Source organism: Maribacter aestuarii (assembly GCF_027474845.2).
GTDB lineage: Bacteria > Bacteroidota > Bacteroidia > Flavobacteriales > Flavobacteriaceae > Maribacter > Maribacter aestuarii.
Genome location: NZ_CP107031.2, coordinates 1,220,100 through 1,238,735 on the forward strand (window position 1 = coordinate 1,220,100; position 18,636 = coordinate 1,238,735).

Sequence of the window (18,636 nt, forward strand, 5' to 3'; positions counted from 1 at the left end):
CGGCTTTTTTTCTAGTTTGATGAGCTATTGTACTTAAATTCTCACTAATTTATGCCCGATTAAGTTGGAATTTAAATCCATTCTAAATTAGAATTAAATGTTAAGGAAGTATCTTTAAAATCGACCCAACAACCGTGAAATTGAATTTATGGAACACATCGTCATCATAGGTAACGGAATTTCTGGAGTAACTCTTGCCCGCCATATCCGAAAACTTTCCGATAAAAAAATCACCATTATTTCCACCGAAACCGACTATTTCTTTTCAAGGACAGCCTTAATGTACGTCTATATGGGGCATATGAAATTTGAGCATACACAACCCTACGAGAATTGGTTTTGGGAAAAAAACAGGATAAATCTTGTAAAAGCATTTGTAGAGAAAGTAGACACCTCCAAAAAGAGTCTTAAGCTCGCCAGTGGCTCGTCCATTAGCTATGATAAATTGGTCATTGCAACGGGTTCCAAACCCAATAAATTTGGTTGGCCGGGCCAAGATTTGGATGGCGTGCAGGGACTATATTCCAAACAGGATTTGGATTCTCTTGAAAGAAATGCGCCTAACAAAGAAATTTGCAAGCGGGCCGTAATCGTGGGTGGAGGTCTTATTGGTATTGAGTTGGCAGAGATGCTGCGCAGTCGGGAAATTCCCGTTACATTCTTGGTACGGGAAACCAGTTTTTGGAACGGGGTACTACCCTCCGGAGAATCGGCCATGATCAACGAACATATACAGGAACACCATATTGATTTACGATTGGACACCAATCTCAAGGAAATTATAGCAGATGAAAACGGAAGGGCCAAAGCGGTAATTACAGACAAAGGTGATACCATTGAATGCAACCTTGTTGGTCTTACCGCAGGTGTTACGCCCAACATCGATTTTCTCAAAGAGTCCGGCATAATACTGGGCAAAGGTGTAAAAGTAAACCGTATGCTAGAAACAAATATCAAGAATGTTTACGCCATAGGTGATTGTGCGGAACAGCATGAAGCCATTGGAAACAGAAGACCTATTGAAGCAGTATGGTATACGGGTAGAATGATGGGCGAGGCTTTGGCACAGACCTTATGTGGAAATCCGATGGAATATAATCCAGGGCACTGGTTCAACTCTGCGAAATTTTTAGATATAGAATACCAAACCTACGGTTGGGTATTTAGCGAGCGTAATATTAAAGACTACGAACAGCATTTTCATTGGCGACATGCTTCAGAAAAAATCTGTATCACCATTTCCTTTCATAAAGAATCCCGTCTCTTTCTGGGCATCAATAATTTTGGTATTCGTATGCGTCATGAAATTTTTGACAAATGGTTGACAGAAAAACGAGATGTAGACCACGTAATGGAATATCTAAGGGACGCCAATTTTGACCCGGAATTCTATGGTCAATATGAGCAGGAAATAATCTCCAGGTACAATTCGGAATATGGGAAATCCATAAGCCCAAAAAAGAGAAGCTGGAAACGTATTCTTCAAAGGATTTAATAGAAACACCAACCTCGAAATTTAACTTTATGAACACAGTAGATAAGAGTATGGCCCTAACGGGAGAACCACCAAAGGCACTTAACGCAGGTCAAAAAATTGCCGTCTTAATCGGCATGACAGGAATGGGAATCCTAATCCTCAACTTGTTTAATATTGATCTTCCAAATACTGGATTATGGCTTGCCATTTCCTTATTGGCAATATTCGTTGGTGTAATCTGGTTTTCAAAAGCGGCCTATGCAGATAAAGAAAAAGGAATCAAAAATGATGGTATTTGGTTTAAATCCATCTCCAGTCGTGGAGTACTCGCATGGATTGCAGGAATAGCGTTAACAGGGTTTTACATTGTGCTTTATTTTTATCCGGAATATTTGGGACTGGTAAAAGATGGTGAGAATACAGGAGTCATAGCCTTATTCGACCCTTTGAGCAAACTATTGAGTGGAAATCCGGCAAGCCAGTGGTTTGTTTATGGTACGCTATATACTGTTGCTATCCTGGCATTCGGAATTAAGTTCATGTGGAAATATCGGCATAACCGCTACGAAAAAATACGTACCGCAAGTGTCATGTTTTTTCAGACTTCTTTTGCGTTTATCATTCCGGAAATCATGGCTAGATTAAACGGTGATCTTCCCTATTATGATTTGAAAAACATGTGGCCGTTGAACTACTATAATTTTGAACGTTACCGCATAAATGGATTTATAGAGAATGGGAATATAGGATTAGCTATGCTTATTTTCGGCATACTTTCCATTTTTGTAATCTCCCCCATACTTACCTATAAATACGGGAAAAGATGGTACTGTTCCTGGGTTTGTGGTTGCGGTGCCTTGGCAGAAACGGCAGGTGATTCTTTTCGTCACCTAAGCGATAAGTCCAAATTTGCATGGAAAGTGGAGCGTTGGGTGGTACATAGCGTGGTCGTATTTGTGACCTTGATGACTACGGCCGTAATCTATTCTTACTTAGGTAACGATTCGAGTAAATATTGGTTGACCAAAAGTACTTTTCTAACCGGAGTAGCATCTATTCTTACCTTGGTTTTTTCTTGGGTAATGTTATTCAAAAGACAGCAACTTCAAAAGGATGCGAAATACGGGGCTATAGGATATTTTGTCATTATTGCCGTTCTGATTGGCATGCACTTTTTAAGCGGAGAAGGAAATATATTTCTTTTTAAGTCGGAAAGTCTCCGTAAATCCTATAGTTTTCTAATCGGGAGTATATTCTCCGGAGTTATCGGAACGGGGTTCTATCCAATATTTGGGAACAGGGTATGGTGTCGGTTTGGGTGTCCGATGGCTGCTATCTTAGGATTTCAACAGCGTTTGTTCTCTAAATTTAGGATTACCACCAATGGAGGTCAATGCATCTCCTGCGGAAACTGTTCCACCTACTGTGAAATGGGGATAGATGTACGCGCCTATGCACAAAAAGGGGAAAATATAGTACGGTCTAGCTGCGTTGGTTGTGGAATTTGTTCAGCTGTTTGTCCAAGGGGCGTACTTAAACTGGAAAACGGGCCAATAGAAGGGCGCATCAACCCTACCGAGGTTTTGTTGGGTAACGATGTGGACCTTATGAAATTGGTAAACAAAAAATAAACAGGTCAAATGAAATTTGTATTGCTCTTTGCCCTATTTCTTCTTCTTGGCTTTACGGTGGTGTCCGAAGAAAAAACCTATGATAAAACGTTCTATGATAATGGAAAATTAAAATCCGAAGGTTGGTTACGATATAATGTGAAAACTGACTATTGGAAGTATTATCATGAAAATGGCAAGATTTCAAGTCAAGGTTCATATGTCTACGGAAAAGAAGATGGATATTGGTACTTCTATGACAAAAATCGCATACGAACCAAAGAAGGACACTACGAAGAAGGGGAACAGATAAACTGGTGGTTGTACTATGATGCCAAGGGCCAAATTAAACACAAATGCCAGTTGGATATGGGGATTAAAAACGGATACTGTCTAAAATATGAAGATGAGAAACTAATATCCGCAGAGAAATATAGCAATGGAGAAAAAATTAAGGAATGGACTAATTTTGGTGCCTTCAGAAAGGAAAACAGTGTATCCGATTTAAAGTAATGACGGATATAAAAGTAATCATACCCGCATTTAACGAAGCAGATTCTATAGCGGAAGTAATAAAAGATCTCCCAAAATCGGTCTCAGAAATAATAGTTGTTAACAATAATTCATCTGACCAGACCGTTCGCAATGCAACTAATGCAGGGGCTACCGTACTAAGCGAGAACCGAAAGGGATATGGTTATGCCTGTCTACGTGGATTAGATTATGTAGCCCAACAATCCAAAGCACCCGATATTATCGTATTTATTGATGGAGACTATTCAGATTATCCAGAAGAGTTGGATAAGGTGGTAGCCCCCATTTTGGAAAACGATATTGATTTTGTCGTAGGGGCCAGAAAAAAAGTTTGCGGGAAGAGGGGTCTATGACACCGCAACAAGTTTTTGGCAATTGGTTGGCGACTTTTTTAATGCGTTTATTTTTTGGCGCAAATTTTACGGATTTGGGTCCTTTTAGGGCCATAAAATACGAAAAGCTCAAGGAATTGGAAATGGAGGATAAAACCTACGGATGGACGGTGGAGATGCAACTCAAAGTTTTGAGAAAAAAAATGACATATACCGAAGTACCAGTACGTTACAAAAAAAGAATTGGTGTTTCTAAAGTGTCAGGTACGGTAAAAGGTAGTATATTTGCCGGCGTAAAAATATTGGCTTGGATATTCAAATACAGCATTAAATAATATGGGACTTACTATTGCTTACATCATCATTGCTATTTACAGTATTTCACTGCTATTGATTTTCTTTTATAGCTTGGCACAATTAAATCTTTTGGTCAACTATTTGGGTCAAAAAAGGCAAAATCAGACGGCCCCAAAATTTAATTTGTTGGACCCTAAGGAAATACCCTTCGTAACCATACAGCTTCCCGTTTACAATGAGGAGTATGTCATGGAACGTTTACTGGAAAATATTGCCAAAATAGAATACCCAAAAAGTAAACTGGAGATTCAGGTTTTGGACGACTCTACCGATGATTCCGTTGATGTAACCGCCACCAGAATTGCGGAACTGCAGGAAACTGGATTGGACATACAGCACATACGCCGCGAAAACCGCATTGGTTTCAAAGCGGGAGCACTTAAAGAAGGCCTTAAAATTGCCAAAGGGGATTTTATTGCAATTTTTGATGCGGATTTCATGCCATCTTCGGACTGGTTAAAGAAAACGGTCATCTATTTTAAAGATGAGGAGATTGGTGTGGTACAGACCCGTTGGGGGCATATCAATAGGGAATACTCTACTTTAACAAGAATACAAGCCTTTGCCTTGGATGCCCACTTTACCTTAGAGCAGGTAGGAAGAAATACCAAAGGACATTTTATCAATTTTAACGGTACGGCCGGAATTTGGAGGAAGGACTGTATCCTGGATGCCGGTAACTGGGAAGGTGATACCCTTACTGAAGATTTGGACTTGAGTTATAGGGCCCAGTTGAAAAATTGGAAATTCAAGTATTTGGAAGATGTTGAGACGCCCGCAGAGCTTCCTGTGGTTATCAGTGCTGCACGTTCACAACAGTTTCGTTGGAACAAGGGTGGTGCGGAAAACTTTAGAAAAACAGTTTGGAGCGTTATCACTGCCAAAAACATTCCTTTTAAAACTAAATTCCACGGAGTGATGCATTTATTGAACAGCTCCATGTTCCTGTGCGTATTCATAGTGGCGGTGTTAAGTATCCCCTCCTTATATATAAAGAATATATACGGTCATATGGATTGGATTTTCTCTTTATTGAGCCTGTTTACCATAAGTACCATAATTCTGTTCGTTTGTTATTGGTTTACTTACAAGAGTATACAGGGCAGCAGTTTTGATAATTTCGTGGATTATATTAAACTATTTTTCACCTTTTTCTCGGTGGCTTTGGGCTTTTCATTGCACAATTCCATAGCCGTTTTAGAAGGACATATGGGGAAAAGAAGCGAATTTGTACGCACCCCAAAATTCAATATCAATAGTCTTACTGAAACTTGGAAGGGTAATAAATACTTGGCCAAAAAATTGTCACCGAACATGATTTTGGAATTTGGTCTAATGGTCTATTTCCTATTTGGCATGTATAGCGCCGTGCCGTTGAACGACTTCGGTTTGTTCCCGTTCCACTTTATGTTGTTCCTTGGCTTCTCGTTTGTATTTTTCAAATCGTTGACTGCACGGGCATAAGTATAAAACCTAAGAAATTTAAAAGGATAGTGCAAACCGCTATCCTTTTTTCATTTTCCAATGTTAGGGAGGGCCTTTATTTAGTGTCGTACAAAATAAAATCTTGAACCAATCTGCTTAGTGAAAACTACACCACTCATCTATTCGATTTTTATTTGCTAAATTAGATACGTTTAGAACCTCAACTATCTATCTGTCAATTGTTAGCATATCTTGAAATAGGAAATGAAAGTAACTCCAGAACATAACGAACGTGTCGCTAAATTAACATTTGCTTCGGTTTATCCACATTACATTACCAAAGTGGAGAAAAAAGGCAGAACAAAGGAAGAACTTCATCAAGTAATTGAATGGTTGACAGGGTTTGATGAGAAGAGACTACAGACTCTTATAAACGAGAAAGTCACGTTCAAAACTTTCTTCGAAAAGGCGCAATTGAACCCGAATGCACATTTAATTACAGGTGTAATATGTGGGTATCGAATTGAGGAGATTGACAATATGCTGACCAGGCAGGCCAGATATCTCGACAAATTGGTAGATGAATTAGCCAGAGGACGGAAAATGGAGAAGATTTTGAGGAAAGCAAAATGATGAATGCAACAAAGTGGCCTTAAATAGCACGTAGTTGTTCACTTATTCTAATCCATTTATCAGGGCTATCCAGAGATTGTTATCTTGCTGAAAAAACCAGCACCAATGGCAAAAATAAACCTTCAGGGTATCCAATGGGATGCCAAATCGTCGTTCCAAAAGGGGCCCGCCAAAGCACCGGCTCTAATCCGAAAAGCCCTGTACAACGACTCCATGAACTTATATGTAGAAAACGGCTTTTCAATTGGAAAAGATATCTTAACTGACAAAGGGGACTTTGAAATCAATGATTATTTTGACATTGAGAAAATAACCCGTAACCATCTCGACAATGGGACAAAACTGCTATCCCTAGGCGGAGATCATTCCGTTACCTTCCCCATTATAAAGGCATTTCATGAGCATTATCCAAAACTCGATATTCTTCATATTGATGCCCATGCGGATTTGTATCACGAATATGAAGGTGATTCTTACTCCCACGCCTGCCCTTTTGCCCGTATTATGGAGAACGGTTTTGCCGTAAAGTTGGTACAGGTAGGTATTCGCACTTTAAATCCACACCAAACGGCCCAAGCAAAAAAATATGATGTGGACATTCATGAAATGAAAGGTTTGGACTTAGGGTCTATTCCAAAATTTAATAATCCCTTGTACATCTCTTTGGACATGGATGGTTTTGATCCCGCTTTTGCACCTGGCGTTTCCCATCATGAACCGGGCGGACTATCTTCTAGGCAAGTATTGGATTTGATACAAAGCATAAATACGACTGTTGTAGGAGCTGACATTGTAGAATATAATCCCGAAAGGGATTTTCAGGATATGACGGCCTACCTAGCGGCTAAAATGATGAAAGAGCTGATAGGTAAAATGCTGGAGCATTAAATTGCGTTCCAATAAAAACCACTAAATTAGTTCGTACAAGCCAACCAAAACACAAATGCCCAAAAGACTAGCGACATACCTCAAATTGCATAAGGTATCTCTTTTCTTGGCACTGTTGAGTATCGTGTTCTACTACACCTTTGCCTATCATCTAGAACGTACGGATTTTGTAAGATTGATAAGCCTCTATGCCGCACTTTTTTTTCTTTGCTACAAGCTTATCCAATTCGAAAAATGGAACTATAAATTTCTACTGGGAATTGGTATACTTTTTAGATTGACATTCCTCTTAGTAGAACCCAATCTTTCGCAGGATTATTTTCGATTTATTTGGGACGGACACCTGGTCAGTAATTTTATGAATCCCTATTTAAATGCACCGGACCAATTAATTTCTCAAAGCAATTTGGTTATTGCCAACGCAAAGGAACTTTACGATGGCATGGGCAGTTTAAGTGCGCGGCATTTCAGCAATTATCCTCCATTAAACCAATTTGCTTTTGCCTTAGCAGCCGTTTTGGGCGGTAAAAGTATCCTTGGTTCTGTAATTGCCATGAGAGGTATTCTCATTTTTGCGGACGTCGGTATTTTTTATTTTGGAAGAATATTATTAAAAAACCTTAACCGCTCCCCTCACCATATCTTTTGGTATTTTTTAAATCCATTGATTATCATTGAACTTACAGGAAACCTGCATTTTGAAGGGCTCATGCTTTTCTTTTTTGTTTGGGCAATGTATTTGATTTCTGTCAACAAATGGCAATGGGCTGGATTGGTATATGCCTGTTCCATTGCCGTCAAATTAGTTCCTTTGCTTTTCCTACCATTATTCTTAAAACACTTAGGCTTTAAAAAGAGTATCCTTTTTTTCTCATCGTGGGCGGGACTTGTTTGCTTCTTTTTCTACCCTTTTATTCGCCGGAGTTTATCGATAATTACTCACAAACAATAGGACTCTGGTTCTCCAATTTTGAATTCAATGCTGGAATATGGAACGGCATTAAATACATTGGAATACAGTTTGATGCAAAACCTTGGGAGTTAATCAAGACTTATGGAAAAATTACGCCTATACTAACCATTTTAATGGTGCTCTTATTTACACTCTTGCGTAAAAACCAAAAACTTTCCACGCTAATAACATCGATGCTATGGATTCTCACATTATATTATTTTATGTCAACTACCGTGCATCCGTGGTACATAATCTTCTTAGTTGCAATGGCTATTTTCACTGAATATAGATATGCCCTCCTATGGTCCGTAGTAGTAGTTCTAAGTTATTTCGCATACTCAAAAACTGATTTTGAAGAAAATCTCTGGTTGCTCACCATTGAATATTTGACAATATATGCCTATATACTGTACGAAATTACTACGGTCCATGGCAAAAAACTGTTATTTCGCAAAAACCGGACTTGAAATTATGATAATTCGATTTTATTTGTACATTTGATTCACAATGAACGGACAAAACCACATATTCACTTCTAAGAGCAAGACTGCTCTTGTTCGTCCTTTTGCCCCCAGTCGTCGTCGCCCGTAAGGGTATGACATATTTTTGGAAATAGGTGAGTCCATTTCCGCAGAACCATTAGAATTTTCTTTTTTATACTTTTTTTAAATCATCAACAATGAAACTTGTTGTTGCCAACGAATCACATTTTAAATATGCGCAGGACATTTGCGATACCATTGGAGAATCGGCAAAGGTCCGTGGCACCGGTATTGCAAAACGAACACCCGAATATATACAGAAGAAACTGCAGAACGGTAACGCTATAATTGCTTTGGATGGGGAAACATTTGCTGGCTTTTGTTATATAGAAGTTTGGGGACATGAAAAATTCGTTGCGAACTCTGGACTCATTGTACATCCAGATTATAGGGGACAAGGACTTGCCAAGAAAATTAAACAGCGGATTTTTGATTTAAGTAGGGAGAAATTTCCAAATGCCAAAATATTTGGAATTACCACTGGACTTGCCGTGATGAAAATCAATTATGAATTGGGCTATAAACCAGTAACTTTTTCTGAGCTTACCGATGATCCTGAATTTTGGAAAGGCTGCCAGACCTGCAAAAATTTTGATATCCTTACCAGGACAGAACAAAAAATGTGCCTCTGTACGGGCATGTTGCATGACCCGAACTTAAAGCCAGAAATAAAAAAGGATAAGGTAAACGGGAAAGCCTTTACTAGATTAAAAAGCATCAAGGAACAATTATTCCTAAAAAAGAAAACCAAATGAGCAAATTAGTTTTAGCATACAGCGGAGGTTTAGACACCTCGTATTGTGCCAAATATTTATCAAAAGAGAAAGGTTTTGAAGTGCACGCGGTTAGTGTGAACACAGGAGGTTTTTCTGCAGAAGAAATACAATCCATTGAAGAAAAAGCGTTGAAGCTAGGGGCAACCTCGTACATCTCTATTGATGCGGTACAAACCTTCTACGACAAAGTCGTAAAATATCTAATTTATGGTAATGTCTTAAAGAACAACACCTATCCCCTTTCCGTAAGTGCGGAACGAATCGTACAAGCTATTGAGATTGCAAACTACGCAAAAAAGATAGGTGCAAAATTTATTGCACACGGGAGTACCGGTGCCGGTAACGACCAGGTTCGATTTGATATGATTTTTCAAATCCTGGCACCGGAAATTCAAATAATTACACCAATCCGAGATAATAAATTGGCCCGTGAGGCGGAGATTGCTTATCTAAAAGAAAATGGAGTTGATTATCCGTGGGAAAAAGCAAAATACTCTATTAACAAAGGACTTTGGGGAACATCGGTAGGTGGTGAGGAAACTTTGACTTCAGAAAAACCTTTACCGGATTCTGCCTACCCTAGCCAGTTAAAGGAAAAAGAACCACAGGAAGTAAAACTTACTTTTCATAAAGGGGAGTTAGTTGCCATCAATGGAGAAAAGAACAATCCGGTCGCTAACATTGAAAAGTTGGAAAAAATGGCCTCCCCATATGCCATAGGCAGGGATATCCATGTGGGAGACACTATTATAGGTATAAAAGGACGTGTAGGTTTTGAGGCAGCTGCGGCACTTATCATCATTAAAGCGCATCATCTGTTAGAAAAGCACACCTTGAGCAAATGGCAACAATTTCAAAAGGAACAGCAGGGGAACTTTTACGGAATGTTGTTACATGAAGGCAACTACTTAGATGCCGTGATGCGCAATATTGAAGCGTTCTTGACCGATACCCAAAAAACGGTTTCAGGAGATGTTTTCGTAAGTCTTTATCCATTTCAGTTTCGGTTAAATGGTATCTCTTCCCCCAGGATTTAATGAACGCCTCCTTTGGAAGTTATGGTGAAATGAACAAGGGATGGACCGCGGACGAAGCAAAAGGATTTATAAAAATACAGTCCAACGCCGGTAAAATTTATAATCACGTAAATCAAAAGTCATGATTAAAGCGGGTATTATTGGAGGTTCTGGTTATACTGGTGGCGAGTTGATACGCATTCTTTTGCACCATCCAGCTGTAGCAATAGATTTTGTTTACAGTACGACCAGAGCCGGTAAAGCGGTTACCACAGCGCACCCCGATTTATTGGGCACTACTGATTTGTCCTTTACGGGAAAAGTAAATCATGATGTTGATATTGTCTTCTTGTGTCTAGGACATGGAAATTCAACTAAATTTCTAAAGGAACATCCATTTTCCGAGGATACTAAAATTATTGATTTAAGCAATGATTTTAGGCTCTATGCGGATGCAAATTTTGAAGGTAAACAGTTCATTTATGGCTTGCCGGAACTGAACAAGTCCAAAATTGAAGCGGCAACTTATATTGCAAATCCAGGTTGTTTTGCCACAGCAATTCAATTGGCCCTGTTGCCCTTGGCAAAAGCTCGTAGGTTGGACGGCGAAGTTCACATTAATGCAATTACCGGAAGCACCGGAGCGGGCATTAGTCCCTCCTCCACTTCCCATTTTAGCTGGCGAAATAATAATGTTAGTTGGTACAAACCCTTTACGCATCAGCATCTGGGGGAAATAAATGAAAGTTTGAGATCACTTCAAAAAGATTCAGGGGATTTGTTTTTCCTTCCTACCCGCGGCAATTTTACTAGAGGGATTTTGGCAACTGCCTATACCAAATTTAAAGGCAGTTTAGAGGAGGCTTCGGACCTATATCAGGAGTTTTATGCTGATGTGGTTTTTACACATATAGCAGAGGAGCCCATCTACTTAAAACAGGTTGTGAATACGAACCATTGCCATGTACATTTACATAAGCATCACGATACACTTTTAATTACCTCTGCAATCGATAATTTATTAAAAGGCGCTTCTGGCCAAGCCGTACAGAATATGAATTTGATATTTGGATTAGAGGAAGACTTAGGATTGAATTTAAAAGCGGGGGTTTATTGATTTAAAAGCAGTGACTAATTTAAAATGAACTAATAGATTCCCGCCTTCGCAGGAATTACAGTAAAGAACTAATCATGAAAATAGCCATTATAGGAACAGGGAATTTAGGCCTGTCCATAGCCAAGGGAATTCTACATAGCAACGGAGCTACAAGCATGTACCTCACAAAGCGAAACATCAGTGATATCCAAGATTTTGTAAAATATGGAAATGTTACCGTTACTACGGATAATAGAAAAGCAGTTGAAAATTCGGACATTCTGATTTTTGCCGTACAACCGGGACATTTTGCAAAAATTTTAGAGGACACCAAGGATTTGCTAACGGAAAAACATGTAGTCATATCTACTATTACCGGGTTCAGTATTTCAAAAATCGAGGATATTATTGGCAAGGAGCAATACATTATAAGAAGCATGCCGAACACGGCAATATCCGTGGGCAAGTCCATGACATGTATTTGCAGCAACGAAGCAGGGAACAAACGGATTGAACTTGCCAAAGCAATTTTTAACCGTATGGGGCACTCCATGGAAATACCCGAAGGTCAAATGCAAGCGGCAACAGTTATTTGCGCAAGTGGTATCGCCTTTTGGATGCGTTTAATACGCGCTACGACCCAAGGAGCCATCCAGTTGGGTTTTGATGCCAAAGAAGCACAAGAATTGGCTATGCACACCGCTAATGGCGCCGCAAGCCTACTAATACAATCCGGGAATCACCCCGAGGAAGAAATAGACAGGGTGACCACTCCCATGGGCTGTACGATAACGGGCTTGAACGAGATGGAGCACCAAGGATTGAGCTCATCACTAATTCGAGGTATTACGGCTTCATTTGAAAAAATCAACCAAATTAAAAAAGGATAGCATGAACCTTTTCGACGTTTACCCTTTGTACAATGTGACGCCCGTATCCGCTAAAGGAATTGTAGTGACTGACGATAAAGGCGAGGATTATTTAGATTTTTATGGAGGCCATGCCGTCATATCCATAGGACATTCACATCCCCACTATGTAAGAAGAATAAAGGAACAGCTAGATAAAATAGGATTTTATAGCAATGCGGTTCAGAATCCGTTACAATCGGAGTTGGCAGAAAAACTGGGACAACTATCAGGTTGTGAGGATTACAATCTTTTCCTCTGTAATTCTGGGGCGGAAGCCAATGAAAATGCATTGAAAATGGCTTCTTTTCAAACTGGAAAATCTAGGGTTATCGCTTTTAAGAATGGCTTCCATGGCAGGACTTCCGCCGCCGTTGCGGCAACGGATAATGAAAAAATAAACGCACCATTAAATAAGCAGCAAAAAGTAACCATTCTTCCATTAAACGATATCAAGTCTTTTCGAATGGAAATAGAAAAAGGTGATGTTTGTGGGGTGATAATCGAAGCCATTCAGGGCGTTGGCGGATTGGATGAACCGTCCACCGTATTTTATCAGGAGATTGCCCGACTCTGCAAAACAAATGATGCTACGCTGATAGCGGACGAGGTACAATCAGGATTTGGACGTACCGGAAAGTTCTTTGGATTTCAACATCATTTGGACACTCAGCGGAGTCGAAGTGTGCAACCTGATATCATTTCCATTGCTAAAGGAATGGGAAATGGCTTTCCCGTAGGCGGTATCCTCATCCATGAAAGTATAAAGGCAAGCCACGGTCTACTAGGAACTACTTTTGGGGGAAATCATTTGGCGTGTGCGGCTACGATGGCCGTACTGGAAGTTTTGGAAGATGAAAAATTACTTAAGAACGCTGCAAAATTGGAAATATACTTTAAAAAGAAAGCGTCAGAAATACCACAAGTAAAAAGAGTTAAAGGTCGTGGATTAATGCTCGGATTAGAATTTGATTTTGAAGTAGCTGGGCTGCGGAAAAAATTAATTTATGACCAACATTTATTTACCGGGGGCGCTAAAGATAAAAATGTTCTCAGAATTTTACCAGCTTTGAACATTACAGAAGAGCACTTGGATATTTTCTTTGGCAAATTGAAACAAGAATTAAAATAGAGAAAAAATAAGGCAAGTGTTTTTTACTTCTCATTCTAAACCGTAATTATGAACTACCTATCCATAGAGGACATAGATTCGCTACCCAATTGGGTTAAGGAAGCCAGGCTTCAAAAAAACAACCCAAGGCAAAATGAATCCATCGGTAAGGGAAAGACCCTCTGTCTCCTATTCTTCAATAACAGCTTACGGACGCGTTTGAGTACCCAAAAAGCAGCCATAAACCTTGGGATGGAGGTCATGGTCATGAATTTTGGTAGTGAAGGCTGGGCATTGGAATACGAAGATGGGACAATTATGGACCAAGGAACATCGGAGCATATTAAGGAGGCTGCACAAGTAGTTTCACAATACGCGGATATTATCGCTATCCGTGCTTTTGCAGGATTGCAAGACAAGGAAAAAGATGAGGCTGAAGAAGTGCTAAATGGCTTTGTAAATTACGCCAGTGTCCCCATAGTAAATATGGAAAGCTCCATTGGCCATCCCTTACAGGCTCTTGCCGATGCCATCACCATAGCTGAGCATCGTACCAAAACACGGCCCAAAGTTGTACTTTCCTGGGCACCACATCCCAAAGCATTGCCCCATGCTGTGGCGAATTCTTTTGTTGAGATGATGCAACTCCAAGATGCCGATTTTGTCATAACCCATCCAAAGGGCTATGAACTTAATATAGAAATTACGAAAAATAGCACTATTGAATATGACCAAGATGAGGCATTAAAAAACGCAGATTTCGTCTACGTGAAAAACTGGAGCAGCTATTTGGATTATGGAAAAATCCTACACAAAGATTCTGATTGGATGATGACGGAAGAAAAATTGGGAAAAGCAAAATTTATGCATTGTTTACCTGTGCGAAGAAATGTAGTTGTAACCGATGGAGTGCTAGACAATGGTAAAAGTCTGGTTATTGAGCAGGCAAATAATAGAACCTATGCCGCACAAATTGTTTTGAAAAAAATATTGGAAAAAAAATAGGATGAGCTTGAAGCTAATGGATAAAGTCTGTATTGTAACCGGCGCGACGAGCGGCATGGGTAAGGCGATTGCCAAAACTTTTCATGCGCAAGGGGCTAAATTGGTGCTATCCGGAAGAAATACGGAACGTGGTCAAAGCTTGGCAAAAGAACTGACGAATTCGGTGTTCCTAGCGGGTGACGTTAGCGAAGTTGAGTATAACGAACAACTCGTTGAACTTTCTATTGAAAATTTCGGCAAATTGGATATCGTATCCATTAACGCCGGCATCTTGGGTCTAGGTGACGTTGTGAGTTTATCGCCATCAGATTGGCATTCGACTTTAAACACCAATCTGAGCGCTATTTTTTATTTATCAAAATACAGTATTCCTCATTTAAAACGGTCTCATGGCACCCTGCTAATTAATGCTTCCATAGCGGCGTTCAAAAGTTTTCCAAATCATCCAGCCTATTGTGCTTCTAAAGCAGCTTCTGTCGCCTTAATGAAGCAAATGGCGGTAGAATATGCGCCGGAAGTTAGGGTCAATGCCATTTGTCCAGGACCCGTAGACACGCCATTGTTATGGGAATCCGCTAAAGCATTTGATGAACCCGAAAAGGCTATTGAAAATGCGGAAAAGGCTACGCTGTTGAACCGGTTAGGAACGCCTGAGGACATAGCCAAATTAGCATTGTTCATGGTTTCGGCGGATGCTTCATGGATTACGAGCACAGCAATGACCATAGATGGCGGTATCCTAAATGTATAATATGAAAGAAAAATTATCCATAGTAAAAATAGGAGGTAATGTCATTGAGAATACGGAAGAGCTAGCTGTGTTTTTAGAGCTTTTTGCAACTTTGAAAGGTTCAAAAATATTGGTTCATGGCGGTGGAAAAAAAGCCTCTGAGATATTGAATAAAATGGGTATTGAACCTAAGATGACAGGTGGCCGAAGAATTACCGATGCTGAAAGCCTTGAAGTAATCACCATGGTCTACGGCGGTTTAACGAACAAGAATATTGTTGCCCAACTGCAAGCGCATGCTTGCAACGCCATTGGTCTTAGCGGGGCTGACGGGAATACGATTCAAGCGCACAAGCGCCCTGTAAAAGATATTGATTATGGTTTTGCAGGTGATGTTGATGGCGTAAACACCAAGACTATTTCTAATTTGTTGAAAGCAGGACTAACCCCCGTTTTCTGTGCTTTAACGCATGATGGTAAAGGACAGATCTTAAATACGAATGCAGATACGATTGCATCTGAAATTGCTAGTGGTATGGGCCAATTATATGATACCACCCTTTACTATTGCTTTGAAAAAAAGGGTGTTCTGTTGGATGTAAAGGATGATGACTCCGTAGTAAAAAACATCAACTCAGAAACCTATCAAAAACTTCTGGACGAAAAGGTAATTGCTGACGGTATGCTTCCAAAAATGGAAAATTGCTTTTACGCCTTAAATAGAAACGTAAACAAAGTCTGTATCGGGGCCATAACCATGCTGGATGAAAAAACGGATTTATACACCACAATCACCCTATGATGACAACCCAAAAAATATTGACGGAAAAAGCCATCGAACTCCTAAAAAAATTGATTTCAATTCAATCGTTTTCATCGGAAGAGGATAAAACCGCTGACGCTATACAAGATTGGTTTAAGGAATATAACATTCCTTTTGAACGTATTCATAACAACGTCTTCGCCAAGAACAAACACTGGGATGAGAACAAACCTACCCTTCTTCTTAATTCGCATCATGATACGGTTAAACCCAATAAGGCCTATACCAAAGACCCTTTTCATCCACATATACAAGATGGGAAGCTTTACGGGTTGGGGAGTAACGATGCCGGAGGTAGTTTGGTTTCCCTTATCGCAACTTTTACCCATTTCTACGCAAAAGAAAATATGAACCACAATATTCTTATGGTCGCCTCCATGGAAGAAGAGAGTGCCGGTGAAAATAGCCTAAGAGGATTGTTACCAAGTCTTCCAAAAATTGATGTGGCAATCGTGGGGGAACCTACACTTATGGATTTAGCCATTGCCGAAAAGGGATTAATCGTATTCGACGGTGTTGTAAAAGGGACTCCGTCCCATGCTGCGCACCCCAATAATGATAACTCCATATACAATACCATTGAAGTCTTGGAATGGTTTAAAAACTACAAATTCCAAAAAACCTCAGAAGCTTTGGGTGATGTAAAGATGACAGTAACACAAATCAATGCGGGAAGCCAACATAATGTTGTGCCTTCACAGGTGGAACTGGTAATCGATGTACGGGTGAACGACGCGTATACGAACCAAGAAATAGCTGATTTGCTAAAATCTGAAGCCCCTTGCGAACTGCAAGAAAGAGGATTGAATTTGAATTCCTCTAAAATTGATAAAGAACATAGTCTGGTTCAATCAGGCATCGCTTTGGGAAGAAAGACATATGGCTCCCCTACGTTGTCCGATCAGGCGGCATTGACCTGTCAATCCTTAAAATTAGGTCCCGGTGACAGTACCCGCTCCCATTCCGCAGATGAGTATATTTACATACATGAAATAGAGGAGGGGATTGATTTGTATTTTAAAATACTTAATGGATTTCTAAAGAACTAAACACTAAAACAAGTATCAAATACAAAATCTATAGCATTGTATTTGAACTTGAGGTTTGAAATTGAATTTGATACTATGAAACTTTGGGACAAAGGCTTTAGCACCGATAAAAAAATAGACCACTTCACTGTAGGCAATGATAGAGAGCTCGATTTGCATTTGGCAAAGTACGACGTTATCGCCTCAAAATCACATGCCAAAATGCTGGGTGAAATCGGATTGCTAAAAGACACTGAAACTAACGATTTAGTAAAAGAACTAAATGCCATTGGATTATCCATAGAAAAAGGAGAATTCACTATCGAGGATTCTTTTGAAGATATGCACTCAAAATTAGAATTCATCCTAACCGAAAAACTTGGGGATACCGGAAAAAAGATACATACGGCACGGTCTAGGAACGATCAAGTTTTGGTCGCCATGCACCTGTACCTAAAAGATGAATTAACGAACATTAAAAATCTGACCAAGTCGCTTTTTGATTTACTCATGAATCTTGCGGAAAAACATCAATCTGTATTGTTACCCGGGTACACCCATTTACAAATCGCTATGCCATCCTCGTTCGGGTTGTGGTTTTCAGCCTATGCAGAGAGTCTCATAGACGATTTATATTTTATCGATGCGGCATACAAAGTGGCTGACCAGAATCCTCTGGGAAGTGCGGCCGGTTATGGAAGTTCATTTCCTATCGATCGGGATTATACGACCAAGGAGATGGGTTTCGCAGCCCTAAAATATAATGTCGTTGCCGCCCAAATGGGCCGTGGAAAAGTAGAAAAAGCTACGGCCTTTGGCATGGCCAGCATAGCCGCCACCCTTTCTAAAATGGCAATGGACATTTGTCTTTACATGAGCCAAAATTTTAATTTTATTTCTTTTCCTGATGAATTGACTACCGGTAGCAGCATAATGCCTCATAAAAAAAATCCGGATGTTTTTGAATTGGTCAGGGGCAAATGCAACAAATTGCAATCCATTCCAAACCAGCTTACTATGGTCATCAACAACCTACCCAGTGGATACCATCGCGATATGCAATTGGTCAAGGAAATCATGCTGCCAGCAATTCAGGACATGAAGGCTTGTTTGGAAATCATGACTTTCAGCTTAAAGGAAATTAAGGTAAATACCGAAATTCTAGAGGACCCAAAATACGATTACCTCTTTAGCGTAGATACGCTAAATGAACTTGTATTATCCGGAATGCCTTTTCGTGATGCCTATAAAAAAATGGGTAAAGAGATTGATGACGGGAGTTTCAAACCCAAACGGGATATCCACCATACACATGAAGGCAGTTTGGGGAATTTATGTTTGAAAGAGATTAAGGAAAAGATGAAAAAAGTTTGGAATTAAAACAGTTGCC

At 39.8% G+C, this 18,636-nt stretch carries 16 protein-coding genes and 2 pseudogenes; all 18 read left to right on the top strand.

Annotated features, from left to right (window positions below; all coding sequences use genetic code 11):
* Positions 1–148: 148 nt before the first annotated feature.
* Positions 149–1,495: an NAD(P)/FAD-dependent oxidoreductase gene (locus tag N8A89_RS05605; protein WP_281541375.1), complete on the top strand. Its 1,347-nt coding sequence runs from the start codon at positions 149–151 to the stop codon at positions 1,493–1,495.
* A gap of 29 nt (positions 1,496–1,524) precedes the next feature.
* On the top strand, positions 1,525–3,108 hold the full coding sequence (locus tag N8A89_RS05610) for a 4Fe-4S binding protein (protein WP_281541376.1): 1,584 nt from the start codon (positions 1,525–1,527) through the stop codon (positions 3,106–3,108).
* Positions 3,109–3,117: 9 nt separating this feature from the next.
* On the top strand, positions 3,118–3,600 hold the full coding sequence (locus N8A89_RS05615; protein WP_281541377.1) for a toxin-antitoxin system YwqK family antitoxin: 483 nt from the start codon (positions 3,118–3,120) through the stop codon (positions 3,598–3,600).
* Positions 3,600–4,288 (top strand): annotated as a pseudogene (locus tag N8A89_RS05620) (glycosyltransferase family 2 protein). The gene N8A89_RS05615 and the pseudogene N8A89_RS05620 overlap by 1 nt, the downstream one beginning before the upstream one ends.
* A gap of 1 nt (position 4,289) precedes the next feature.
* Positions 4,290–5,774 carry a cellulose synthase family protein gene (locus N8A89_RS05625; protein ID WP_281541378.1) on the top strand — a complete coding sequence of 495 codons (1,485 nt, stop codon included), beginning with the start codon at positions 4,290–4,292 and terminating at the stop codon, positions 5,772–5,774.
* Positions 5,775–5,999: 225 nt separating this feature from the next.
* Positions 6,000–6,368, top strand: a complete 369-nt coding sequence (locus N8A89_RS05630) for a DUF2200 domain-containing protein (RefSeq protein WP_281541379.1) — start codon at positions 6,000–6,002, stop codon at positions 6,366–6,368.
* Positions 6,369–6,473: 105 nt separating this feature from the next.
* Positions 6,474–7,256 carry an agmatinase gene (gene speB, locus N8A89_RS05635; RefSeq protein WP_281541380.1) on the top strand — a complete coding sequence of 261 codons (783 nt, stop codon included), beginning with the start codon at positions 6,474–6,476 and terminating at the stop codon, positions 7,254–7,256.
* A 55-nt stretch (positions 7,257–7,311) separates the two neighbouring features.
* Complete coding sequence (locus N8A89_RS05640) at positions 7,312–8,208, top strand: MptA/MptB family glycosyltransferase (RefSeq protein WP_347343955.1); 897 nt, start codon at positions 7,312–7,314, stop codon at positions 8,206–8,208.
* A 682-nt stretch (positions 8,209–8,890) separates the two neighbouring features.
* On the top strand, positions 8,891–9,508 hold the full coding sequence (locus N8A89_RS05645; RefSeq protein ID WP_281541381.1) for a GNAT family N-acetyltransferase: 618 nt from the start codon (positions 8,891–8,893) through the stop codon (positions 9,506–9,508).
* Positions 9,505–10,691 (top strand): annotated as a pseudogene (gene argG, locus N8A89_RS05650) (argininosuccinate synthase). Before N8A89_RS05645 ends, argG begins: the two are co-directional and overlap by 4 nt.
* On the top strand, positions 10,688–11,662 hold the full coding sequence (gene argC, locus N8A89_RS05655) for an N-acetyl-gamma-glutamyl-phosphate reductase (protein WP_289645053.1): 975 nt from the start codon (positions 10,688–10,690) through the stop codon (positions 11,660–11,662). The pseudogene argG and the gene argC overlap by 4 nt, the downstream one beginning before the upstream one ends.
* Positions 11,663–11,736: 74 nt before the next feature.
* On the top strand, positions 11,737–12,531 hold the full coding sequence (proC, locus tag N8A89_RS05660) for a pyrroline-5-carboxylate reductase (RefSeq protein WP_281541383.1): 795 nt from the start codon (positions 11,737–11,739) through the stop codon (positions 12,529–12,531).
* Between the two features lies 1 nt (position 12,532).
* Entirely contained in the window at positions 12,533–13,681 is a 1,149-nt protein-coding gene (locus N8A89_RS05665; protein WP_289645054.1) for an aspartate aminotransferase family protein, read from the top strand.
* Between the two features lie 48 nt (positions 13,682–13,729).
* A complete protein-coding gene (locus N8A89_RS05670; protein ID WP_289645055.1) occupies positions 13,730–14,665 on the top strand; it encodes a Rossmann-fold NAD(P)-binding domain-containing protein in 936 nt (311 codons plus the stop codon).
* A 1-nt stretch (position 14,666) separates the two neighbouring features.
* Positions 14,667–15,416 carry an SDR family NAD(P)-dependent oxidoreductase gene (locus tag N8A89_RS05675; protein WP_289645056.1) on the top strand — a complete coding sequence of 250 codons (750 nt, stop codon included), beginning with the start codon at positions 14,667–14,669 and terminating at the stop codon, positions 15,414–15,416.
* Position 15,417: 1 nt separating this feature from the next.
* The gene (gene argB / locus N8A89_RS05680) at positions 15,418–16,197 is read left to right on the top strand and encodes an acetylglutamate kinase (protein ID WP_289645057.1); all 780 of its coding nucleotides are present in this window, start codon (positions 15,418–15,420) and stop codon (positions 16,195–16,197) included.
* Positions 16,194–17,267, top strand: coding sequence for a M20 family metallo-hydrolase (locus tag N8A89_RS05685; protein WP_281541384.1), 1,074 nt, complete (start codon positions 16,194–16,196; stop codon positions 17,265–17,267). The genes argB and N8A89_RS05685 overlap by 4 nt, the downstream gene beginning before the upstream one ends.
* Positions 17,268–17,342: 75 nt before the next feature.
* Positions 17,343–18,626 carry an argininosuccinate lyase gene (gene argH, locus N8A89_RS05690; RefSeq protein ID WP_289645058.1) on the top strand — a complete coding sequence of 428 codons (1,284 nt, stop codon included), beginning with the start codon at positions 17,343–17,345 and terminating at the stop codon, positions 18,624–18,626.
* Positions 18,627–18,636: the final 10 nt, after the last annotated feature.